This is a genomic window from Bradyrhizobium erythrophlei, assembly GCF_900129505.1.
In the GTDB taxonomy this organism is placed as follows: Bacteria; Pseudomonadota; Alphaproteobacteria; order Rhizobiales; family Xanthobacteraceae; genus Bradyrhizobium; species Bradyrhizobium erythrophlei_D.
This window is the reverse complement of the sequence record NZ_LT670818.1, coordinates 5,512,800-5,534,531: the sequence shown is the minus strand read 5'-3', so window position 1 is coordinate 5,534,531 and position 21,732 is coordinate 5,512,800. Positions and strand designations below refer to the sequence as shown.

At 62.1% G+C, this 21,732-nt stretch carries 20 protein-coding genes; 13 read left to right on the top strand and 7 right to left on the bottom strand.

Features of this window, described 5'->3' with window-relative positions:
* Positions 1-2: 2 nt before the first annotated feature.
* Positions 3-1,046: a patatin-like phospholipase family protein gene (locus B5525_RS25430; RefSeq protein WP_079568468.1), complete on the bottom strand. Its 1,044-nt coding sequence runs from the start codon at positions 1,044-1,046 to the stop codon at positions 3-5.
* 497 nt (positions 1,047-1,543) lie between these two features.
* On the opposite strand from B5525_RS25430, the gene B5525_RS25425 reads away from it, so the two are divergent.
* The 5 genes from B5525_RS25425 (at position 1,544) to B5525_RS25405 (ending at position 7,701) form a co-directional block, all read left to right on the top strand.
* Positions 1,544-1,735 (top strand): hypothetical protein, encoded by a 192-nt coding sequence (locus B5525_RS25425; protein WP_079568467.1) that lies wholly within the window; start codon positions 1,544-1,546, stop codon positions 1,733-1,735.
* Positions 1,736-1,921: 186 nt separating this feature from the next.
* On the top strand, positions 1,922-2,479 hold the full coding sequence (locus B5525_RS25420; RefSeq protein WP_079568466.1) for an HdeD family acid-resistance protein: 558 nt from the start codon (positions 1,922-1,924) through the stop codon (positions 2,477-2,479).
* A gap of 307 nt (positions 2,480-2,786) precedes the next feature.
* Positions 2,787-2,984 carry a DUF3551 domain-containing protein gene (locus tag B5525_RS25415; protein WP_079568465.1) on the top strand — a complete coding sequence of 66 codons (198 nt, stop codon included), beginning with the start codon at positions 2,787-2,789 and terminating at the stop codon, positions 2,982-2,984.
* Between the two features lie 326 nt (positions 2,985-3,310).
* Complete coding sequence (locus B5525_RS25410; RefSeq protein ID WP_079568464.1) at positions 3,311-4,555, top strand: efflux RND transporter periplasmic adaptor subunit; 1,245 nt, start codon at positions 3,311-3,313, stop codon at positions 4,553-4,555.
* Positions 4,552-7,701: an efflux RND transporter permease subunit gene (locus tag B5525_RS25405; protein ID WP_079568463.1), complete on the top strand. Its 3,150-nt coding sequence runs from the start codon at positions 4,552-4,554 to the stop codon at positions 7,699-7,701. The genes B5525_RS25410 and B5525_RS25405 overlap by 4 nt, the downstream gene beginning before the upstream one ends.
* 138 nt (positions 7,702-7,839) lie before the next feature.
* Here B5525_RS25405 and B5525_RS25400 read toward each other — a convergent pair whose 3' ends face one another.
* The gene (locus tag B5525_RS25400) at positions 7,840-8,568 is read right to left on the bottom strand and encodes a DUF899 domain-containing protein (RefSeq protein WP_079568462.1); all 729 of its coding nucleotides are present in this window, start codon (positions 8,566-8,568) and stop codon (positions 7,840-7,842) included.
* Positions 8,569-8,681: 113 nt separating this feature from the next.
* On the opposite strand from B5525_RS25400, the gene B5525_RS25395 reads away from it, so the two are divergent.
* From B5525_RS25395 to B5525_RS25385, 3 genes are all read left to right on the top strand, one after another.
* Positions 8,682-9,203 carry a winged helix-turn-helix transcriptional regulator gene (locus tag B5525_RS25395; protein ID WP_079568461.1) on the top strand — a complete coding sequence of 174 codons (522 nt, stop codon included), beginning with the start codon at positions 8,682-8,684 and terminating at the stop codon, positions 9,201-9,203.
* A 638-nt stretch (positions 9,204-9,841) separates the two neighbouring features.
* The gene (locus B5525_RS25390; RefSeq protein WP_079568460.1) at positions 9,842-10,258 is read left to right on the top strand and encodes a hypothetical protein; all 417 of its coding nucleotides are present in this window, start codon (positions 9,842-9,844) and stop codon (positions 10,256-10,258) included.
* A gap of 381 nt (positions 10,259-10,639) precedes the next feature.
* Entirely contained in the window at positions 10,640-11,458 is an 819-nt protein-coding gene (locus B5525_RS25385; RefSeq protein WP_079568459.1) for a pentapeptide repeat-containing protein, read from the top strand.
* Between the two features lie 205 nt (positions 11,459-11,663).
* On the opposite strand, the gene B5525_RS25380 is transcribed toward B5525_RS25385, so the two are convergent.
* The 4 genes from B5525_RS25380 to B5525_RS46575 form a co-directional block, all read right to left on the bottom strand.
* Positions 11,664-12,464: an AMP nucleosidase gene (locus tag B5525_RS25380; protein WP_079568458.1), complete on the bottom strand. Its 801-nt coding sequence runs from the start codon at positions 12,462-12,464 to the stop codon at positions 11,664-11,666.
* 40 nt (positions 12,465-12,504) lie between these two features.
* A complete protein-coding gene (locus B5525_RS44390; RefSeq protein WP_154073418.1) occupies positions 12,505-12,687 on the bottom strand; it encodes a hypothetical protein in 183 nt (60 codons plus the stop codon).
* A 194-nt stretch (positions 12,688-12,881) separates the two neighbouring features.
* On the bottom strand, positions 12,882-14,147 hold the full coding sequence (serA, locus tag B5525_RS25370; RefSeq protein ID WP_079568456.1) for a phosphoglycerate dehydrogenase: 1,266 nt from the start codon (positions 14,145-14,147) through the stop codon (positions 12,882-12,884).
* Between the two features lie 353 nt (positions 14,148-14,500).
* Entirely contained in the window at positions 14,501-15,274 is a 774-nt protein-coding gene (locus B5525_RS46575; RefSeq protein ID WP_079568455.1) for a LuxR C-terminal-related transcriptional regulator, read from the bottom strand.
* Positions 15,275-15,626: 352 nt separating this feature from the next.
* Here B5525_RS46575 and B5525_RS25360 point away from each other — a divergent pair, with 352 nt between their 5' ends.
* The 5 genes from B5525_RS25360 to B5525_RS25340 are packed head-to-tail and all read left to right on the top strand — an operon-like array spanning position 15,627 to position 20,094.
* Positions 15,627-16,859: an acyl-CoA dehydrogenase family protein gene (locus B5525_RS25360; RefSeq protein ID WP_079573767.1), complete on the top strand. Its 1,233-nt coding sequence runs from the start codon at positions 15,627-15,629 to the stop codon at positions 16,857-16,859.
* Between the two features lie 28 nt (positions 16,860-16,887).
* Positions 16,888-17,436: an NAD(P)H-dependent oxidoreductase gene (locus B5525_RS25355; protein WP_079568454.1), complete on the top strand. Its 549-nt coding sequence runs from the start codon at positions 16,888-16,890 to the stop codon at positions 17,434-17,436.
* Between the two features lie 60 nt (positions 17,437-17,496).
* The gene (locus B5525_RS25350) at positions 17,497-18,297 is read left to right on the top strand and encodes an alpha/beta fold hydrolase (protein ID WP_079568453.1); all 801 of its coding nucleotides are present in this window, start codon (positions 17,497-17,499) and stop codon (positions 18,295-18,297) included.
* A 38-nt stretch (positions 18,298-18,335) separates the two neighbouring features.
* Positions 18,336-18,779 (top strand): cupin domain-containing protein, encoded by a 444-nt coding sequence (locus B5525_RS25345; protein WP_079568452.1) that lies wholly within the window; start codon positions 18,336-18,338, stop codon positions 18,777-18,779.
* Between the two features lie 43 nt (positions 18,780-18,822).
* A complete protein-coding gene (locus B5525_RS25340) occupies positions 18,823-20,094 on the top strand; it encodes an MFS transporter (protein ID WP_244567574.1) in 1,272 nt (423 codons plus the stop codon).
* Positions 20,095-20,267: 173 nt separating this feature from the next.
* On the opposite strand, the gene B5525_RS25335 is transcribed toward B5525_RS25340, so the two are convergent.
* Positions 20,268-21,674, bottom strand: a complete 1,407-nt coding sequence (locus B5525_RS25335) for an adenylate/guanylate cyclase domain-containing protein (protein ID WP_079568451.1) — start codon at positions 21,672-21,674, stop codon at positions 20,268-20,270.
* Positions 21,675-21,732: the final 58 nt, after the last annotated feature.

Sequence of the window (21,732 nt, the reverse complement as noted above, 5' to 3'; positions counted from 1 at the left end):
CATCAGACCTGCTCCAGGAGAACGTCCAGGTCGAGTGTGGACCTCTTACCGACACTCGCACCATGCGACGCCAGAAAGGATTCCGCGCAACGCCGGCCTTCGTCTCGCAGCATGCTCAGAAAGTCCCATTCTGCATTGAACTTTGAAGACGCTCCAAGCTCGTCGATCGCTGTACTTGCAATCAGATGAATTCGCATTCCTGCCCACAGAGCTCCCTCGCCGGTGCCGACATCCGCGACCTGGCGCAATAAGGCAATCATGCGCAATTCCTTCAGCAGGGTCGCATTGAAGGAAACTTCGTTCAAACGGTCGAGGATCTCGCGCGCCGAACGCGGCGTGCCCTGGCGTTCGACGGGATTGACTGCGATGAGTAACGTATCGTGCGACGTGCACTCACGCACCAATGGGGTGATGGTCGGATTGCCCGAGTAGCCGCCATCCCAATAGGCCTCGCCGTTGATCTCTATCGCCTGAAACAATGTCGGCAGGCAGGCGGAGGCGAGCAGCGCGTCCGGCGAGAGCTCGGCATTTCGGAACACACGCCCCCGGCCAGTGCGAACGTTAGTCGCAGTCACGAACAAGCGGATTGAAGATTTCGCCACTCGGCCAAAGTCAACACATTCGGCAAGTATGTCGCGTAACGGATTAGCGCCGCGCGGGTTCAGGTCATAGGGCGAGAACAAACGCGCGGCCAGGTCGAACACAACGAAGAATGGCGAGTTGTCCAACGTCCAGCGGCCCAAGAGAATATCCATAGGGCTCCGCCGGATCGGACTGAATCGCGCGGAATACGAGACGCGCCGCCAGAAACTTTCCAGCGCAGCCTGCGCTCCCCTGGGTCCCTCCCTTTCATAGCCATCAACCAATACCACGGCATTCATCGCGCCTGCAGAAGTGCCCGAGATACCATCGATTCGCAGCCATGATTCCTCGAGGAGCCGATCGAGCACGCCCCACGTGAAGGCGCCGTGAGAGCCGCCACCCTGCAGGGCAAGATCGACCAAAACGCTCGCGCGGTCAGAGCGACCGGAAGGGACGGCTTCCATCGCACCCTCTCATGGACGGTTGCAAGGACGGAAAACCTAACGGGGCGAAGCCTCAACTCCCATCGGGTCTTACCCTAACCCGCGCCAACTAATCATTGGTGCGGCCATGCGATGTGACGAATCGCTGTGCTGGGGTTTGGCAGTGCTGGCGTTTGGAAGGGCTCACTAGGTGGACACGGTACAAATCGATGTTTTGACGGTTGAGGTGATTCCCTTTCGAGCACTAAGGTAATCGCCTGATATCGCAGGTCGCGGCAGAGGAGCCTTATAAGCGAGCGTGAAACGCAAGCCGCGGTTCGTACGAACCGGACTCTCTGCCGAAAGAGTAACGAAGCAAGAACTGCGCGTAGTTGGCGCAACACGTGATCCGACGATAGACAAGGTCGCCGTTGAGACGTCAAAGGTAGTGGCGCCATTTGGTCGCGGACTCCGCCCAAAGAGAGCCGCCCTGCACTCTCCGGGCGAGGTCCGGTCGCTGAGTTTGTTTGGATGATTTGATGCGCAAGTTCAGCTGGCCGACCATGGTGATTTTCGTCATAAGCTTGTTGGTGGCGGTAATACTGCTTGGGCTGGCGACTGCCCACATAAGCAAGCTCAAGCAGCAACGTCGCCAGCTTTCCGAGAACAGCCTTATTAATTTTAATTGCGCGAGCGCCAAGTTGAGCTCGCAACCAGCCTGGTGTTCTTGACGCCCCCGGTGTTCGGCACGTTCCTCGCCGCTTCGGGGCCAACGTTCTGATCGCGGTTCGCCGAACTCTCGTCCTGCAGCAGATATCCCCGTCCCCGCGCTCAGGGTTTCGTCGGATGCCGGCGATCCGGGCTGGAGGCTACCTTCCCATGCGTCAATAGTTGTCGCGCGGATCGAGGAGGATGGCATGACAGTCTACGACAGCCGGTCCGACATCGAAACCTTGCGCCCTCCGCCGCTATGGGTCTGTGCGCTCCTTGGCATCGTGATGATCGCCGCGGGCATCTTCGCCCTCAGCGACGTGGTGTTCGCCACGATCATCAGCGTCAAACTGATCGGGCTTGCGGCCATCGCCGCCGGCGCGTTCGAAATCCTTCATGCCTTCTGGACCAAGGGATGGGGTGGGCTTCTGTGGCAACTCCTGTTAGGCGCGCTCTATCTGGCTTTTGGACTCGTATTGCTCACCCAGCCGGCTTCCGGCGCCCTGATCCTGACCTATTTCCTGGGCGCGCTGCTGCTAGCATCGGGCATCATTCGATGCGTCCTGAGTTTCGCCCATTGGCGACAGAACGGATGGATGATGTTGATCTCCGGCGCCTTCGGATTGCTCGCCGGCGTGCTGATCCTGTTCGGCTTCCCCACCATCAGCCTCTGGGCCCTCGGCCTCCTCCTTGGCGTCGATCTGCTTTCGCACGGCGTGGCGTGGCTGCTTTACGCGTTTCAGTCCGTGAGCAGGACTGCGTAACAATCGAGACGAACACAATCAGTGCTCGCACTCGCCCTGCAAGCACAGCGTTGTGTCGTGGCGCGTGCCAAGCCGGGCGACGAGGTTGCCCGATCCTTGAGGCAGCAGGTGCGCAATAGCGGGATCCAATACTCGGGCGATTACTGTAGGGATTTCCGTAGGGATTTCCCGTCCTTGATTCAGGAAATTCCCTGATATCCGAAGTCATATCCAGAGCGCATTCTCCGGACGCAAAGGACGACTTGAAGCAGATCTTTCCGGTTGCCCCGCAGCTCCAACTGATTCACCTGACCAAGGAGGATTTCATATGCGACAGTTGATTTTGGTAGCAGCCGCAATCGTGGCGACGCTGGGTTTGACGGCCCTGGCTACGCCGGGGAACGCGCAGGGCGGCAAGTGGTGTTCGAACATTCACCACACACTCAATTGCATGTACGCCACCCATGAGCAATGCCGCGCGTCCGTCAGCGGAAGAGCTGGGACTTGTGTCCGTCGGCATCGTTAGACGCAATAGTTGCCACTTGCATGACGCAGACCGTGCGAGGCGGCGGTGCAGAACGATCCGGTCATCGGGCGCCGTTCGAGCAGCGCTGCTTGACCGGTTAGACGACACGGCCGCCATCACGGGCTGACCCAATCCTCCTTTGGAGGTGACGATTCCAGAACCGGACTGCAGCTGGTCGCGGGGCTGGCGCTGGTGGGAGGCGGACTGATCGCCCTGATGCCTCTGGGCCGCCGCAAGAGCGGGTCACGAGCCCGCCCGCCGCGATCGGGCGCTCCTGAGCACTGCCCGCAGTCCCTGTCCCCTGAGCTTGAAGCGAGGAGCGCAAGATGGATCTTGCCGGGGCCACGATCAGACTGCTTCTGGCAGGCCTCGTCACGGCCGGCGCCGGCGGAGCGGCCCTGGGGCAGTCTGCCCCGGGCGGAGCACCCGCGGTCGGCATCGTCGAGGCGACCCGGCGACCGATTACCGAGACCAGTGAATTTCTCGGCAGGATCGAAGCGATCAACCGGGTCAACGTGGTCGCGCGCGTCACCGCGTTTCTGGAGGCGCGCCTGTTCGCGGAAGGCGCCGAGATCAAGAAGGGCGATCAACTCTACCGACTCGAGCGGGGACCTTTCGAGGCCGATCTTGCGTCGAAGCAGGCGACGGTGGTGCAGCTGCAGGCGACGCTGGAAAACGCCAAGCTGACGACCGAACGGGCCCGCACCCTGCTCGGAGGGCCGGCCGGCATACAATCGACCTACGATGCCGCCATCGCGAACCAGCGCAGCCTGGAAGCGCAGGTGCAGGCCGCACAAGCACAGGTCCAGTCTTCCCAGATCAATCTCGACTACACGGTGATCAGCGCACCGATCGACGGGAAGATCGGACGCACTGCGGTGACCGAAGGCAACGTCGTGAGTCCAAGTTCCGGCGTGCTCACCACGATCGTCAGTCAGAACCCTATGTATGTCACCTTTCCGGTGCCGCTGCGGCAGGGGCTCGCGCTGCGCGAGCGTTACGGACCGCAGGGGGGTCTTGAGGCGGTCTTGATCAGGCTCCGGCTGCCCGATGGCCGCATGTATGGCCAGTCCGGCAAGCTGAACTTCGTCGACAACACCATTGCGCAAAACACCGACACGATCACCGTGCGCGGCGAGGTCGCCAATCCGATCCTGCATGCCGCTTCCACGGCAAGCCTTACCGTGCACGAGCTGACCGACGGCGAATTCGTCACGGTCCTGCTCGAGGGCGTCCAGCCGGTCGAAGTCCTTGCGATCCCCCGCTCCGCGGTGCTTTCCGATCAGCAGGGCAACTACGTTTTCACGCTTGGCGCGGACAACAAGGCCGAACAGCGCCGCATCCAACTCGGGCAGTCGACCCCGGCCATCGCCGCTGTCATCAGCGGCATTGCGGCCGGCGAGAAGGTGATCGTGGAGGGTCTGCAGCGGGTTCGTCCCGGTCAGACCGTTTCGCCCGGACCGGCGAGTCCGATGATTCTGTCGAGCATGAAGGCCGCCGCAGGTGAGGCCGAACCGCAAACAGATCATGGCGTCTCCGGTGGAACACCCTCGGCGGATAACAAGCCATGATGTCCGCCGTCTTCATCGATCGACCGCGTCTGGCGATGGTGATTGCATTGATCATCGCCATCGCCGGCGGGCTCGCGCTGACGCAGATTCCAGTGGCGCAATTTCCGGACATCGTGCCGCCGCAGGTCACGGTCAACGGCACGTTCCCCGGCGCCTCTGCGGAAGTGGTAGAGACCAGCGTCGCCCAGCCGCTGGAAGCGCAGGTGATCGGCGTCGACCAGGCGCTTTACATGAAATCGACCAGCGGCAATGACGGCAGCTACACGCTTACGGTTTCATTTGCGCTTGGCACCAATCCCGACATCAACACCGTCAACGTCAACAACCGCGTTCAAAGCGCGTTGTCGCAGTTGCCGACCGAGGTGCAGCAGCAGGGGTTGACGGTGCAGAAAAAGTCGTCTGCGATCCTGCAGTTCCTGGTGCTCTACAGCGCCGACGGTCGGCAGGATCCGCTCTTCATCACCAACTATGCGATCATAAACGTGCTCGATGCGATAGCCAGCACGCCGGGAGTTGGCCAGGCCCGCCTGCTCGCGAGGCTGAACTACTCGATGCGGATCTGGTTTGATTCGCAGCGGCTCACCAGCCTCAGCCTGACGCCATCGGACGTCATTGCCGCCATCCGTGCCCAGAGCGTGCAGGCGCCAGTGGGTCGCATCGGCGCGCGCCCGATCAGCGATCAGCAGCAGTTCCAGTTCAATGTGCAGACCCTGGGCAGGCTGGCCACGGTGGATCAATTCGCCAATATCGTGCTGCGCGCCAATCCGGATGGTTCGACGCTCCTGGTCAAGGACGTCGCCCGCGTCGAGATGGGTGCACAAAGTCTCGACAGCGAAGCGCGGATCGACGGACGCGCCGCCGTGCCGATCGCGATCTATCTGGCGCCGGGCGCCAATGCCGTGACGACGGCGCAGGCGGTGCACGCCGTCATGCAACGGCTGTCCGATCGGTTCCCCGCGGGCTTGAGTTATCTCGTACAATACGACTCCACGAGCTTCGTGCGGGATACGATCTCGGAAGTGTTGAGGACGCTGGGCGAGGCCTTCGTCCTGGTGGTTATCGTGGTGTACCTGTTCCTCGGCAGCCTCCGCGCCACCGTCGTCCCGGCCGTCGCTGTTCCCGTGAGCCTGATCGGCACCTTTGCCATCCTGCTCGCGCTCGGCTATTCGGCCAATACGGTATCGCTGCTGGCGATGGTGCTCGCCATCGGCATCGTGGTGGACGACGCCATCGTCGTGGTGGAGAACGTCGAGCGGGTGATGGAGGAGGAGCCGGATCTTTCTCCCGTCGAGGCCAGCAAGAAGGCCATGACGCAGATCACGGCGCCGATCATCGCGATCACGCTGGTGCTCCTCTCCGTGTTCGTGCCGATCGCTTTCATTCCCGGCATTTCCGGCACGCTGTTTCGCCAGTTCGCGGTGACGATCAGCGGCGCTATGATGATTTCGGCCCTGAACGCACTGACGCTGTCGCCCGCTTTATGCGCGCTATTCCTGCGCCACACCGGGCCCCGGCGCGGCATCATGGGCCGTGTGCTCGGCGGCATCGACTGGCTGCGCGACCGCTATACCAGCGGCGTGCGCCGGCTGGTCCGCGTGGCCGGACTGTCGGTCCTGCTTGTGGCCGCCTTCGCCGGCGGCATCTTCGGCATGTCGCTCGTGACGCCGATCGGGTTCCTGCCGGAAGAGGACCAGGGAGCCTTTTTCACCACGGTGCAGCTGCCAGACGGTGCGTCGGTGGCGCGCACGAGCCAGGTCACCCAGCAAATCGAAGACCTGCTGAAACAGATGCCTGCCGTCGATCACACCCTCGCAATCATCGGCTTTTCCTTGCTCGACGGCGCATCCGAGCCGAACAGCGCGCTGGTGGTCACGCGCCTGAAACCGTTTGCCGACCGCAAGGCGGCTGGGGATTCGGCCCAGGCGCTGATCCGGCGCGCCTTTGAGGCCGGCGGGCAAATCCAACAGGCCAATGTGCTGCCGTTCAATCTGCCGCCGATCATCGGGCTCTCCACCACCGGCGGTTTCGAGTACCAGCTCCAGGCACTGGAGGGCCAAGACCCGGCCGCGATCTCCAGCGTCACCGGCGCGTTGATCAGCGCCGCCAATGCCGATCCACGGCTCGCCCGAGTCTTTTCGACCTTCACCGCGACCAATCCGTCGGTTTATCTCGACATCGATCGACGCAAGGCGCAGGCGCTCGGACTGACCATCAGCGATATCTTCACCGCCCTCCAGGCGACGCTCGGCGGCATCTATGTCAACAACTTCAATCTGTTCGGCCGCACCTGGCAGGTCAATGTTCAGGGCGAGGCGTTCGATCGCGCCGATATCTCGGACATCTGGCGTATCTATCTTCGCAACAGTGGCGGCCAGATGGTGCCGATCCGATCTCTGGCCGGCATCAAGATCGTGACCGGCCCCCAGATAATCACCCGCTACAACAACTATCGGTCGGTGACGGTGAACGGCAGTCCGGCGCCGGGTGTCTCCTCGAGCACAGCAATTGCGGCCATGGCGGAAATCTCCAATGCCGTACTGCCTCCCGGCTACAGTTTTGAATGGACCGGTACGGCCTTTCAGGAGCAACAGGCCGCGGGCCAAACCGGCATTGTGCTCATGCTCGCCCTGCTGTTCGCCTATCTGTTCCTGGTGGCACTCTATGAGAGCTTGGTGATCCCGATACCGGTGCTGTTATCGGTCGTCGTCGGGGTGCTCGGGTCCTACATCGGCGTCAAGATCGCCGGGCTCAATCTCGACCTCTACGGCCAGATCGGACTCGTGGTGCTGATCGCGCTCGCCGCCAAGAACGGCATCCTGATCGTCGAGTTCGCAAAGGAGCAACGCGAGGCGGGCGTTGCGATTGCGGATGCCGCCGTCCTGGGGGCGCATATGCGCTTCCGCGCGGTCATGATGACGTCGGTCGCCTTCATCCTCGGCCTGCTGCCGCTGGTGGTCGCAACCGGTGCCGCAGAGCTCAGCCGCAGAGCTGTCGGTACCGCCGTGTTCGCCGGCATGCTGGCCGCAAGCTCGATCGGGATTTTCATGGTACCGATGCTCTATGTGATGTTTCAGCGGTTGCGCGAGCGAGTAAAGACTGGTTTCCAAGCCAACCCAAAAGCTGAACCCGCTCCCGATGACAGGTAAGGGAGATGGCGCGCCACGGCCGATGAAGATGGGCACTATTCTCTCATCGTGGCGCTATGATGCCGCGGCCCGCCACGCGCTCCAATCAGCAAAATTGCGACCTCCAGCGATTTTGCGCTACGTGTAACGGGCGCAAGCTCAATGATGCGACGACGCGACCTCGTCGTATTCATCGCGCCGGCGGGGCCAGTTCGGATAGGCGCCCTTGTTGCGGCCTTCCGGAGTGATGTCGAGATAGTGATGAGCGCCGAGCAGCATGTCGAGGCCGCGCGCATAAGTCGAATAGGTGTGGAACACCTCGTCCGCCTCGTTCTTGTAGAAGACACTCACGCCGGGCAGCTCGCGGCTGAGGTAGCGGGGGTCGGTTACGATGGTACCGAAGTTGTAATCGATGCGACCCTCGGCGATCTCGTCCTCAGTGAAAGAGACCCTGAAGTCGCGGTTGAAGTCCTCGCCCTGCGGGGACACCCACTCGAAGCGCCACCCCATGCGCGCTCTGTAGGCGAGAAGCTTATCCAGCGGCGCGCGCGACACTGCAATGATCCGCACATCGTGCCGCTCGAGGTGCGGCGCAGGTCCATCGATGTGCTCGGCCTGGAAGGAGCAACTGGGACAGCCGGCGCTCCATTCCGGAGCGTACATCAGGTGATGCACGACGAGCTGCCCGCAGCGGTCGAACAGCTCGGCCAAAGTCTTGGGTCCGCTCTTCGTGTCGAACACGTAAGCCTTCTCGACCTTAACCCAGGGCAGCGCGCGCCGCTCGGCCGCAAGCGCGTCCCCGTTGCGCATATGGGCCTTCTCCTTCTCAAGGAGAGCCCTGCGAGCGGTGATCCATTCCTCCCGGGATACGATCTTGGACGGCTGCATGAACGACCTCCTCCTCGAGACTGGCTCAGGACTGAGTGGTTGCATTTTGCAAGCGATCTGTTATTTAACACTAGCGGCACCATGAGGCAAACGGTTTTGAGCTAGGGCGGTGAATGCGAAAGGGTCATCGGTCCGGCTGCCCTATCAATCTGACGCTTGAGTTGCTGGGCGACCGGTGGAGTCTATTGATCCTGCGCGACATCATTTTTGGCGGCGTGCGGCACTTCCGCGAGCTGCTGCGCTCGGAAGAGCACATCGCGTCCAACATCCTGGCCGATCGGCTCAGCATGCTCGTCGAGGCAGGCCTGCTGACCCGTAGCGATGATCCCAATCACAAGCAGAAGGCGGTCTACAGCCTGACAGAGAGGGCGGTCACGCTCGTGCCGGTGTTCGCCCAGATCGGCGCCTGGGGCAGTCGCTGGCTGCCGGTGAGCGAAGCGCTCAGCATCCGCGCCCGGCTTATTGAGGCGGGCGGACCGCCTCTTTGGGAGCGGTTCATGGCCGAACTCCGACAGGAGCACCTCGGCGACGGCCTGCCACCCGGCCCGTGCGTGCGCACCGAACTGGACGCGGCCTATCAGAGGGCCGTTGCGAGAAAGGCGAGGAGATCGCGACCGACCAGGACGGCAAGATAGACGCGGGCGCCGCCCGCTTGGCCGGGAATACAAAGCATTTGTGCTGGACTTCGATTGGAAATGATCCGCCGCCTGCATGAGTGGCTTGGGACCTCCGCAGGCGTATTGATTCGGCCGGGTGGAAAAGAAGGCGACTGACCGAATGTAGAGTCTACACGCTGATCTGCGACGGCGTCGTCACCGAACTGGCGCGCCACGGCCGATGAAGATGGGCACTATTCTTTCGCCGTGGCGCTATGATGGAGTGGCCCGTCATGCGCTAAAATCAGCAAAATCTGCGATTGCCTGCGATTTTGGCCCCGGCTCATTTGCGCCCAGCACAATATCGAGCCTAACTTCTAGCATTCTCGTCTCGTGCTGTGCCTGAGACGGCGCGGCAAACTTAGCAGGGATGACATAACGGACGTGCCCGTGTGGAGGGCGTCCGTTATGTGCATCAGCGCGGGCAGAATAGCTCTGAAAGACTGAGCCGCTCGCACTCATAATGCGGGCGGCATCTATGTCTCGCCAAGGGGAGCCGTCGAGTTCCCGGCCAAGCGACCATGTCCGGCCTTACCGCAAGGATTGGCAGTGGCAGCGGTCTGCGAACTTTCGTTATGGGGAATGATGCGCGATAATCAGCAAGCCCGTCGCGGCAGATGGCCAGCGGGATTGATATTGTTTGCATAGAGATGGTGGGCCTCATGCCTGAAGGGACATACAGTCGAGAGAGCGAGATCGATGCCACCAAAGCAAGCGCTCGTCTGCCCGGTCTCGACATCGACATCATTCATCGACATTCGCCAAACGGCGATTGGGAGCAGATGTCAATCAACCTACGTGCAATGCCCTCTTTCGAAGCGCTCGGGCGCTCGTTCGAGGCAGCCGACCCTTTCACGCTTTGGGTGCAGGCCGCGCGATTGATGTGGATGCCGTGGCTGCTGACGGCGCAGATGATGCTGCTGCCGGAAGGTCGGCCGCGAACACTTCCGAGCGCCGTCCGCCCGCAGCAAGAGGCGCCACGGTTAGCGGTTAGCGAGGTCAAAGGATCAGGGAAAGATAACGCTGACCGGTAGCGACGTTGCTGGTGGGACATAAACCCGAAAGCGGAGCAGTCGTCGAGAATGTTACGGATAACCTTCGGCGGGGGGAAGACCGCCGTTGTGCGCCCCGGCATGCGCGCGCAGTTAGGCGCGGGATCGAAACGCAATCTTGCCCCGAACGGACCCGTCGAAGAATGGCGCGTCCGGAGAGATTCGAACTCCTGAACACTAAATTCGTAGTTTCGAGCGCAAAAACGGCGGCTTTCCCTCAGGATCATGATCGGTTTCATGCTCTCGCATAAGCCGGAGGCTCGTCACGACAGGTTAACGTGACAGTGCCGCCAACCCGAAATCTGCAAGAGACGGTGCCGATTTTTCATGCTATAATTTAAGCTGGGCAGGCCGAGAGACGCGATGCTGTTTCGTCTCGTATTTGCCTTTGTGTCGATGGCGGCGCTGCTGGTTCATCCCCATGACGCCGTGTCGCAGGATCTACTGCGCTATGTCGACCTCAACAGTCCGGAAATGTCGACATCGGAGATGACGCGCACCGAGGTCGACGCGCTTCTCAAGGCGGCGCCTCAAGGCCCCGGGGACCAACGCTCTGCAGATTTGGAAGGAAAGCGGTTGTCGCACCTCGATCTCTCGGGGCTCGACTTCTCCGGCAGCAATCTTCGCCTGGCAAGGCTCAATGGGACGGATCTGAAAGGCGCGCGCTTCGATCGGGCCATCCTGAACCAGGCCTGGCTGATCGACGCGAATTTGACGGAGGCGTCCCTCGTCAAGGCATCGCTGCTCAGCACGCAGATGCAACGCGCCAAGCTTGGCGGTGCCGATTTGAGCGGCGCGCGCATAACCGGAGATCTTTCCGGTGCCAGTCTGATCGGGGCCAAGCTTGCGGGCGCCGATCTCAGTGCGGACATGCGCAACCAATCGATGGGCCTGATGCGTGGCGTGCTCAAGTCCGCCGATCTGAGGAATGCGAATCTGAGCGGCGCCAATCTCTCGCGCACCAATCTCGAATTCGCGAAGCTGCAGAACGCCAATCTGGCGAACTGCAACCTCAACCACGCCTACCTTGCGGGAGCAGACCTCTCCAGCGCCAATCTCGCCGGCGCCGATTTCACCGAAACCGACCTCGAGTCGACCCTCTTGCCGAGCGCGGCCGCGCTCGCCGAGGCTCGCAATCTGGACAAGGCCTGGAACTTGAACCTGGCGCGGCGCCCACCATGACGGATGCGATGCGCTTCTTTTGGCGATGCGCTGGACCGCGCAGTGGGCCTCAATCCGGGTAAACGATGCCGCGATGTGGCGCATGGGTGATCGTGCCGAGGCCGGCCGACGCGGTCAATAGCAGGCGCGCAGTGCAACGCAGGAAATGGTCGAGGGATTAACGACCGCCTTCGCGACCCTCGACTTGCGGCGGCGCGACGCCTCTTTACGTCTCATGCCTTCCATCGAAATCGTCTTCGAAACGCAAATGCTTAACGCTGCGGCCACGACGCCGCACAAGCTTCAAGGCCTCTATCCCGATTTTGATATGCCTTTCGACATAGTTCGCGGTCACCGTTCGATCCGACGCTTCAGTCTTCACGCCCTCGGGGATCATTGGCTGATCGGACACAAGAAGCAGCGCGCCAGTCGAAATGTGGTTGGCAAATCCTGCAGCAAAGATCGTTGCAGTCTCCATGTCGATCGCCATACTTCGCGTGCGACGCAATAGATCCCTAAAGCGATCATCGTGTTCCCAGACACGACGATTGGTCGTGTACACAGTACCGGTCCAATAGTCGTAGCCGAGATCGCGGATCATCGTTGACACCGCGCGTTGCAACTGGAACGCGGGCAGCGCTGGGACCTCCGCTGGCAGGTAATCATTCGAGGTACCTTCGCCCCGAATGGCCGCAATCGGCAGAATCAAGTCGCCAATTTGATTTTTGCGTTTCAACCCGCCACATTTGCCAAGAAACAACACGGCTTTCGGCGCGATGGCGCTTAACAGGTCCATCACGGTCGCGGCATTCGGGCTGCCCATGCCGAAGTTAATCAGAGTGATCCCATCGGCCGTCGCGTTGGGCATCGGCCGATCTACGCCCTTCACCAAAACGCCGTGCAAGGCGGCGAACCATTCGACGTAATTGTCGAAATTGGTCAGGAGAACACATTCTCCGAATTCAGCAAGCGGCGTGCCGGTGTAACGCGGCAGCCAGTCCGCCACGATGTCCTTTTTCTCTTTCATCCCTTCGGTCTCATTTGGAGGCGCTCAACAACACAACCTGTCAAGCTAATGGATAGAACCGTTCCCTGTCCAATGGGCGCTGCTGGATTTGTAGGATTGCACTAATCCAGCGGGTGACCGGAGGTTGGTTGATACCGCTTGCCTGCAACACCGGCAGATGGCGATTACTGGCCATCAGATACCTGAGGAGGTCGAGCGAGACACAAGTGGCGGCTTCGATCATGGCTTCCACCACCGCCGCCGCGGGCCTTTCCGTGCTTGAGTGCGAAAGAGCATGGCTTTTGGAGATGCTCCTGTCCAATCCATCATCGGTGCTATGGAAAAATAGGCGGTTCAACACACTGGACTGCTAAACTTTGTTCCTGGCAAGCTTTCGACGTCTTGGTGCGCGACGAGAAAACCGCCAGAGCCTTCGGGTCAAGCCTTGTGTTCATACAGCAATCGGGCGCGGATGGTTCCTTCCAGCGCCCGGATGTCGGCGAGAACGCGCTGGCTGTCCGCCGCCGAAGTGTCGGCGTCCAGCACCACATAGCCGACATCGGCGTAGGTCTCGTAATATTGAGCCGCGATATTGATGGCGTGGCGCGCGAGCACTTCGTTCAGCCGTCCGAGCATGCCCGGAAGGTTGCGCTGAACCTGGATAAACCGCGTGCCCGACGGTCGCGCCGGCAATTGCGCCAGCGGAAAATTGACCGCGCCCATCGTGGATCCCGTATCGCTGTATTCCACGAGCTTGCGTGCGACTTCGACCCCGATCCGCTCCTGCGCCTCCTCGGTCGAGCCGCCGACATGCGGCGTCAGGATGACGTTGTCCAGCCCCTGCAGCGGCGAGGTGAAGCGTTCCTTGTTCGAACCCGGCTCGACCGGAAAGACGTCGACCGCGGCCCCGCGCAGCCTGCCCTGGCGCAGGGCATCGGCGAGCGCGTCCAGATCAGCGACCGTGCCGCGGCTGTTATTGATGAAATAGGCGCCGGGCTTCATCGCCTCGATCTCGGCGGGCCCGATCATTCCCTGCGTCGCCGCCGTTTCGGGCACATGCATGCTGACGACGTCGCTCTGCGCCAGCAACTCATGCAGACTTGCGGTCGGCTCCGTGTTGCCGTGGCGAAGTTTGTCGGTATGGTCGTAGAACACGACCCTCATCCCCATCGCTTCCGCGAGATAGGAGAGTTGCGAACCGATATTGCCGTAACCGATGATGCCGAGCGTCTTGCCCCTCACCTCGTGGCTGTCGGTCGCCGACTTGTCCCAGCGGCCTTCGTGCGCGGCGTTGGATCGCGAGACGATCCGGCGCAGCAAAAATACGATCTCGCCGATCACCAGTTCCGCGACGCTTCGCGTATTGGAGAACGGCGCGTTGAAGACCGGAATCCCGTTGCGCCTGGAGGTGTCGACATCCACTTGGTTGGTGCCGACGCTAAAGCACCCTATCGCGATCAGCCTGTCGGCGGCTTCGAGAATGTCCGCGGTGATCTGCGTTCGCGACCGGATGCCGAGCAGGTGGACGCCCTTGATGGCCTCCTTAAGTTCCTCCCCATCGAGTGCCCCGGACAAACGCGTCACGCTGGAATAGCCGCCGACCGTCAACGTATGCACGGCGCTGTCGTTGACGCCTTCGAGCAGCAGGACCCGGATCTTGTCTTTCGACAGCGAGAATTGCGGTTGAGACTGACTATTGGTCACGATAGTGATGTCCTACAGGCTGCCAGCTGACGAGCCAGAGACGGAAAGCCCGGTCTGGCTCGAAGCGGCGTCTTGGTTCAGACTCTGTTTGATTGCCCGGTGCAGATGTGGGCGCGCAGCCGCCTTCTGACCGGCCGGACCGTTTGGCCAGCCACGTGGTACTTCATTTGCTATAACATGGCCACCAAGACCACACCTAAGTGCTGATCGTATTGGTTTTTCTCGTCAAACCCGTCCAGCATCGGGGCGACCTGGAACCGCCAGCCTACCAGATCGTTCCTGAGCATCCCTTTACCTAGGCCAAGCCGGTCACCGCGGCATCCGCATCCAGCGGGGTCGCCCGGCTGTCGCGATTATTGGGTTGAACTGCCGCGCAGCAGGCACGCTGCGAGTTCCGTCCGGTTATGCGCGCCGAACCGCCGGCACAAATTGGCCACGTGCTCCTTGACCGTCTGATCCGAGATACCCATCTCGCGCGCAATTTCCTTGTTGGTCTGACCGCGGCAGACGCGGATGGCGACATCCGCCGAACGTGGCGGTAGCCGGATCGAGAGCATTGACGACGGCAGCGGCGCAGGACGCGTGCGCAGCAGGATGGCATTGCGGTCGGCTTCGAGTTCACCCGAATTCATCATGTTTGTCAGGGCCAGCGAGCCGGCGCGGCACAGCAAATCCATGCGCTGCCGCAACAGCGGGGTATAGGGGGCCTTGGCGTCCACGGTCGCCGTGAACAGCACGCCAATCATCTTGCGACCGCACCAGAGCGGCCCGCCCATGTTGTAGCTGAACCCCCACTCGCGCAACATCTCGAAGGATGGGCTGCGTCGCCAGTGCTCCGGACCGACTAGCGAGGCGCCATCGACGGTACGGCCTTCGGTCAGAATGCAATCCAGCACGGGATCGCACTTCCAGAAGCCGGATTTGTAGTTGTCAAGCAAGCCTTCCGCGACGTACCTGCTGTAGACCAGTTCCGGCTCCGCCCCGTCGAATAAATAGAGCCCGACGGTCGGCGATCTCGTCAGTTCGCCGATTGCGGAGCAACAGGCGATGCCGAGCGCCCGCACCGACCGGGTCTCCGCGATCGACATCAGCCGATCTGCAAGCCGGCGCTCGGACAGATCCTCCAACCCGCACGCTCCGCTGTTGACGAATATTATAGGCTTAAAATTTCTTCCCTGCCTGCGAACTGGTCAAGCGAAAAGAAGTGGCACCGGCGGCCGTCCCCAGCTCAGCTTTGCGGCAGGCACGCCCGCGAACACCCCCCATGATGGGGGATTGCTGAGTTCCCGAGCCCCCCTCTAGCATCCGGACATCGTGGTTGCGCGATGTCCAATGACGGCGGCCATTGTCGCTACCCACCGGACGCAAAGGATGAGTTGCGCGCCGCCGGCGAGTTGCTGCCATCAACCTGAATTTTCCACCGTGCGCCCGCGATCGGCGGAGGCCTCGGTCTATCAATCTGACGTGGAGATATCGATCATGAGTCTGTTTGTGCAGCGCGCCGCCAAGCCCCTGGCCACGCCAACGGCCGCCGAGTTCCACGCACGTCTCGACGCGCTGCTGCCGTTGATCGAATCCAGAGCCAGCGAGGCCGAGCGTCAGGGCTACCTCACCGACGACGTGGTGGCCGCGCTGCGCGAGGCCGGCATCTATACCATGCTTTTTCCCAGGGACGTGGGAGGTCCGGAATTGTCCCCGTTCGATGCGATGACGGTCGTCGAACGACTATCCTATGTCCATGCCTCGGCTGGCTGGTGTGTCATCGGCAACAACATGGAGGGCACCACGCTGGCCATCTACATCGAGGACGGCGGCATCGAGAAGGTGTTCGCCGGCGGCCCCGACATCACGATCGCCGGCAATGGCGTGCCCCGCGGTTTTGCCCGCCCGGTCGACGGTGGCTACATGATCCGCGGCAACTGGGCCTATGGCAGCGGCATCCAGCACGCCGAATGGGTACATTCGGGCTGCTTCGTCACCGACCCTTCCGGCAAGGACATGGTGATAGGCGAGAATGGCCAGCCCAGGATCGTCGTTACCCACCACCCGCGCTCGACCATCAAGCTGATGGGTAACTGGGACGTACTTGGCCTCCGCGCCACCGGCAGCTTCGACTACACGCTCAGCGAGGGCGACGAGCTATTCGTGCCCACCGACATGACCTACGACTTCGACATCGGCGCGCCGCGCCGCGGCGGCGTGCAGGGCGCGCTCGGCCTTGCCGGGTACAGCGCCTGGGCCCATTCCGGCTGGGCCGTCGGCGCCGGGCGCCGCATCCTTGACGAACTCGTCAAGGTGATCGTGCAGCGCCAGGACCCGTTCGGCAAATCACGCGATAGCGCGAGCTTCAAGTTCCAATTCGCGCAGGTCGAGGCGCGCTTCCGCGCGGCGCGGGCGCTCGTACACGAAACCTGGCGCGAGGTATCGGAGACCTGCGCGCGCGGCGAAACGCCGACGCTGGATCAGATGACCATGATCAAGCTGTCGCTGCGTCACATCCACGACGTGATTTCCGATGTCGGGACCTTCGCACACCGCGCCGCGCGCGGCGCCTCGCTGCACAACACGCCGATGCAGCGCTTCTACCGCGACATCCACTCCGGCACCCAGCACATCCTGATGGCCGACCAGATCGTCGAGGAGTGCGGCCGCGCCCTGCTCGGCCTGCCCGCTCCGGGGTCGCAATGGACCGTGTTCGGGGTGACAGGCTGAATCGCCGCTCGGAACGCGAGGACGAGACATGACCAGACCTCTTATCGTCGGCTTCTCCGGCAGCAGCTGGCGCCCAGCCAAATCGCGCACGCTGGTGGAAGCCATCGGCGCCGGCCTGCGCCAGCGATACGCGCTCGGCATCGATGTTCTCGACCTGGTCGATGCCGGGCCTGGCATCGCAGCATTCACCCGCGACAGGCTCGACGACAGCGCCCGCGCGGTCGTCGAGGCGATCGAGGGCGCCGACGCCCTCGTGATCGGCTGTCCGGTGTTCCAGGGATCCTATCCAGGATTGTTCAAGCACGTGTTCGATCTGATCGAGCCCGGTGCCCTGCGTAATCGTCCCGTGGTGCTGACCGCGGTCGGCGGCGGCCTGCGCCACTCGCTGGTGCTCGAGCATCAGTTGCGGCCGCTGTTTGGATTCTTCGAGGCCTGCACCGTCTCGACCGCGATCTACGCGAGCGCCGCGGAGATGGCCCCCGGCGAACCGCTCCCACCGCTCATCGCCGCGCGCGTCGTCAACGCCGTCGAGCAGCTTGCCGCTCTTCTGGAGCGCCCCCAGGCGGCGACGGCGTGATGCATCTCCTCACCCTGCCCCTCCACGCGGCTCACCTGTTTTCAACCGGAGACTTCGACCATGCCTGATGCCGCCGCGCTATCGCCCGATCTGACCGGATTCACCCGCGCGGAATATGACATCAACGGCGTGCGAACGGTCGTCCACACCATCGGACACGGACCGGCGCTGGTGTTCCTGCACGGCACCGGGACCTTCACGGGCTTCGAAATGGCGCGCGACTGGGCCGCGCGGCACACCGTGATCATTCCCTATCACGCCGGCTTCGGCGACTCCGGCGATGCCGAGGCGATCGACACCATCGAAGATCATGTCCTGCACTACATGGACCTGCTCGACAGGCTCGGACTCGAGCACTTCGACCTCGCCGGATTTTCGCTCGGCGGATGGCTTGCCGCCGAGTTCGCGATCCGCCAGCCGCAACGCGTGCGCAAGCTCGTGCTGGTCGCGCCCGCCGGCCTTGTCGTCGCCAGCGCTCCGGCGCCGGGAATGTTCGAGATCGCCCCGCCGGACCTGCCGTCCTATCTCGCGCATGATCCGGCGGCCGCGCTGCGCTATTTCCCGAAAGCGCCGGACCCGGCGTTCGACGCCCGCCTCGGACGCGAGGTAGGCGGCTTCATGAAGCTGATCCGCAACGACCCGCAGGGCAATCCCAGGCTCGCCAACTGGCTGCACCGGATCAGCGCACCGACACTCGTTCTGTGGGGCGCCGAGGATCGTCTGCGTCCCACCGCCCAGGCGCAGGCCTGGATAGCCAGCCTTCCCGATGGACGCCTCCAGTTGGTACCGGCGACCGGACACCTCGTGTTCGAGGAAACACCCGCCGCAGCCCGCCACGTCACCGACTTTCTCGCCGGCTGATCCAGCCGATCAACTCACGCGCAACAGAGGACCGCACCATGACCGACATGCCCCCGGGCGTCACCACAGCCACCGAAGGTTTTGACAGCGTGGTCTGGAGCATTCTGGGCCAGACCTACACGCTCAAGCAGCATTCCGACGCGTCGATGGCCTGGCACGCCGTATTCCCGAGCGGCACGTTCGTGCCGCCGCACCTGCATCCGACCCAGGACGAATTCGTCTACGTCCTGAGCGGCCGCTACGACCTCTGGCTCGACGGCAGGGAATTCGTTGCCCAGGCCGGCGATCTCGTCCGCATGCCCAAGGGACTGCCGCACGGAATCTTCAACAAGTCCGGCGAGACCGCAACCAGCCTGTTCTGGGTGGCGCCGACGCGTTCGCTCAAGGAGCTGTTCGCACGCATCCACAACGTTCCGGATCCGCAGGAGGTGGTGCGCATCGCCGCGGAACACGAGGTCAATTTCCTGCCGCCTCCCGCCTGATGCCACGTTCACCGTCGAAGCTCAAACCACGAAGGACCGACAGATGACCTGGACCACGATTTCCGATATCGATCGCCGACGGATTGCACGCTGGCAAAAAGCGATGCTTGGGCTCGCGATTCTGTGCGAGATTTTCCTCGCCGCGGACTGGTACGCGTTCGCTGCCGTGCTTCCGTTCGTATCGGAGTCCCTCAAGCTCAATCCCGCCGAGGCCGGCTTTGCGCAGGGGATTTTCGCCCTCACCTATGGCGTCGGGATGGTGGTCTGGTCACCGGTCAGCCGCTCGCTGTCGGCACGCAACATGCTCTTGATCGGGCTTGCGGGCACCGGCATCGGAATGGTGCTGCAGGTGTTCGTGCAGAGTTATGTCCAGCTCGTCGCGCTGCGGCTGCTGATCGGCTTCTTCGATGCCGGCATCTTCATCGGCAACATGAAGCTGATCTTCGGCTGGTTTCCGCAGAACAGGCGCGGCTCGGCGGTCGGCATCATTCTCGCGGCCTACAGCCTCGCCATCACCATGGATTTCGCACTCGGGATCCCGCTGACGATCGCCACAGGCTGGCGGACCTTTTTCGCCGTGCTGGCGGTCGGCACCCTGATCGTCGCCGCAGTCGACGCCCTCGTGGTACGAAACGGCCCGCGAGAACTCGGCATTGCCAATTTCAGCTGGGGCAACGAGCCGGCTCGTGAGTCGCTGCCGCTCGGGGAGATCTTCCGTTCGAAATGGATCGCGGTCGGCGGTTTCGGCATCGTCGCCTGCACGTTCGCGATTGCCAGCACCGCCACCTGGGTGGTGCCGGCCTTCATCACCGTCCAGCACATGCCGCCCCCGTCCGGCGCCGTGATCGGCACCGTGATGGGACTGTCGCAGGTATTGTTTCTCGTGATCGGCGGCTACATGTCCGACCGGCTCGGCAAGCTCTTCATGATCAAGCTCACCGCGTTCCTCTCATTCCTGACCGCGCTCATGTTCCTGTGGAGCGTCGTCACGCCGATGTCGTTCGCGCTGCTCGTGCTGTTCGCCGCGCTCAGCGGCATCGCCCTGCTCGGCGGCGGCGCGATTTTCGCCCTGCTGAGCGAGAAGTATTCCGACGCGCTGGCTCCGGCCGCGATCGGCTACGCCGAGGTGTTCGGCATCTTCTCGGCGTTCGTGGCGCCCTGGCTGATGGGCGCCATCATCAATGCTTCCGGTGGCTCGTTCACCGGCGCCTTCGTCGCTTTTGCGGTCATCGAACTGATCATCGTTGCACTGCTGATGATCCTCGCCCGCGAAAATGCCGGCCAGGGCTTGGTGGTCGAAAGTCCCGCAGAATAAGGCAGCGGTGGCCTGGCTAGACTGGAACGTCCAATCTCCATGGTGCGGACCCCACGTTGCGGGAGCGCTCGCCTCTGAGCGCTTTCGAGGCCCTGCCGACCTGATCGATCGGGTCAATAAGAGCAAGGATGACGATCCTGCTACGCATTATTTTACCCTGAGTACCGCCGTGCTCAAGAGATCTCGTGGACCGACACCTTGTCAGCGATGCCGCTCAACGCCACGCGTCTGAGCGATAGCTTTAGCCCGTTGGCCTCAAGCAGGGCCCGGGCAGGCGCGTTCTCCACGACCGATTCCGTCACCACGATCGAGCGTGATACAGCAAGGCCCTGGACGCGCGACGCGATATTCACGGTTTGGCCAAAATAGTCCTGCTGGCCATTGAGTGTGACCGCTAGGCATGATCCCTCATGGATGCCCATCTTCAGGCGCAGGCTCTGATGCTGACGTTGGGCGCCAAGATCGCTCATCGCCTCGCGCATGCGGATCGCAGCGGCAATGGCGCGGTCAGGTGTCTCGAAGGTCGCCATCACGGCATCGCCAATGGTCTTCACAACCGCACCTCTTTCGGACGCGATAATCTCCTGCAGCAGCCTGAAATGCTCGTTGACGAGATCGAAGGCGATGAGGTCACCGACGCGCTCATAGAGTTCAGTGGAGCCCTTGAGATCACTAAATAAGAAAGTCAGGCTCAAGATCTTGAGGCGCTGGCCGATGGCGAGCGTATCGGTCCGGTAGATGTCGCGGAAGGTCTGATTGGTGAGGAGACGCTTTGCAGTAAGAATGGGCTTGCGTCGCTTCAGGACGTCGTCGAGCGCCTGGTTCGCGACCCATACAGCCGGCAGCACGCGACTCTCGGTGCGGTTTTCCAAAGCCAGGCGCAGTGGCCCGGGCTGCAAGGCAACGGAGTCGACGGGAACCTGGACCTTGTTGAAGATCACGGACAGGTTCTGGCGCTCGCTCGCCTCTTCGCCGCTGACATTAAGGAACTGGGCCATATGCGTCACGGGATCAAACACGATCAACGTGCCCTTCGGCAATTGCAACGAAAGGATAGCCCTTTCTCCTGGCGGCAAGTCAACAGTTTCGAGCGTGACCTCCCGTAGCAGCTTCTCCAGATCGGCTGGAAGATCGATGGCCGAACTCCAGAATACCTGGCGATAATATTCGGCCACGGACAATTCGTCGGGACTATGGGCAGCGATCTTCCGCACGCGCGGGCTTACCGTGAAGGTCACCTCGACCAGGTTGTCGAGCGTCGTCTCATAGCCCGCGGCGCAGAAAGCGCAATTATACTGCCCCCTATCCAGAGTCTTCAGGCTTTTATTAGCTGAGAGAACACCGGCGCAGCTCGGACACATGACGTTCCATGTCATCTCGAACATGCCGAGCCCCACCGCATTCAGGAACGCGGCAATGACCCGCTCCTCGCCGACGCCCTCCTTAGCCGCGAGATCAAGCGCGTTCATTTTGTTCAAGGCATGATCCGGGGCATCCCGCACCATGCGCTCGAGCATGTCCACCACCTCGTCGTCGGCCGACTGGCGCAGGGCCACAAACAAAGTCTCAGCTTCGTTCATACGACAATGCTACACGAAAGAAGGCAAAGCGGAAACCCGGCTAACCCATCCCTTGTGT

Bases quoted from the DNA above. Each gene is read 5' to 3' on its own strand.
- B5525_RS25430 (WP_079568468.1), bottom strand. From the start codon at position 1,046: ATGGAAGCCGTCCCTTCCGGTCGCTCTGACCGCGCGAGCGTTTTGGTC.
- B5525_RS25425 (WP_079568467.1), top strand. From the start codon at position 1,544: ATGCGCAAGTTCAGCTGGCCGACCATGGTGATTTTCGTCATAAGCTTG.
- B5525_RS25420 (WP_079568466.1), top strand. From the start codon at position 1,922: ATGACAGTCTACGACAGCCGGTCCGACATCGAAACCTTGCGCCCTCCG.
- B5525_RS25415 (WP_079568465.1), top strand. From the start codon at position 2,787: ATGCGACAGTTGATTTTGGTAGCAGCCGCAATCGTGGCGACGCTGGGT.
- B5525_RS25410 (WP_079568464.1), top strand. From the start codon at position 3,311: ATGGATCTTGCCGGGGCCACGATCAGACTGCTTCTGGCAGGCCTCGTC.
- B5525_RS25405 (WP_079568463.1), top strand. From the start codon at position 4,552: ATGATGTCCGCCGTCTTCATCGATCGACCGCGTCTGGCGATGGTGATT.
- B5525_RS25400 (WP_079568462.1), bottom strand. From the start codon at position 8,568: ATGCAGCCGTCCAAGATCGTATCCCGGGAGGAATGGATCACCGCTCGC.
- B5525_RS25395 (WP_079568461.1), top strand. From the start codon at position 8,682: ATGCGAAAGGGTCATCGGTCCGGCTGCCCTATCAATCTGACGCTTGAG.
- B5525_RS25390 (WP_079568460.1), top strand. From the start codon at position 9,842: ATGGCCAGCGGGATTGATATTGTTTGCATAGAGATGGTGGGCCTCATG.
- B5525_RS25385 (WP_079568459.1), top strand. From the start codon at position 10,640: ATGCTGTTTCGTCTCGTATTTGCCTTTGTGTCGATGGCGGCGCTGCTG.
- B5525_RS25380 (WP_079568458.1), bottom strand. From the start codon at position 12,464: ATGAAAGAGAAAAAGGACATCGTGGCGGACTGGCTGCCGCGTTACACC.
- B5525_RS44390 (WP_154073418.1), bottom strand. From the start codon at position 12,687: ATGATCGAAGCCGCCACTTGTGTCTCGCTCGACCTCCTCAGGTATCTG.
- B5525_RS25360 (WP_079573767.1), top strand. From the start codon at position 15,627: ATGAGTCTGTTTGTGCAGCGCGCCGCCAAGCCCCTGGCCACGCCAACG.
- B5525_RS25355 (WP_079568454.1), top strand. From the start codon at position 16,888: ATGACCAGACCTCTTATCGTCGGCTTCTCCGGCAGCAGCTGGCGCCCA.
- B5525_RS25350 (WP_079568453.1), top strand. From the start codon at position 17,497: ATGCCTGATGCCGCCGCGCTATCGCCCGATCTGACCGGATTCACCCGC.
- B5525_RS25345 (WP_079568452.1), top strand. From the start codon at position 18,336: ATGACCGACATGCCCCCGGGCGTCACCACAGCCACCGAAGGTTTTGAC.
- B5525_RS25340 (WP_244567574.1), top strand. From the start codon at position 18,823: ATGACCTGGACCACGATTTCCGATATCGATCGCCGACGGATTGCACGC.
- B5525_RS25335 (WP_079568451.1), bottom strand. From the start codon at position 21,674: ATGAACGAAGCTGAGACTTTGTTTGTGGCCCTGCGCCAGTCGGCCGAC.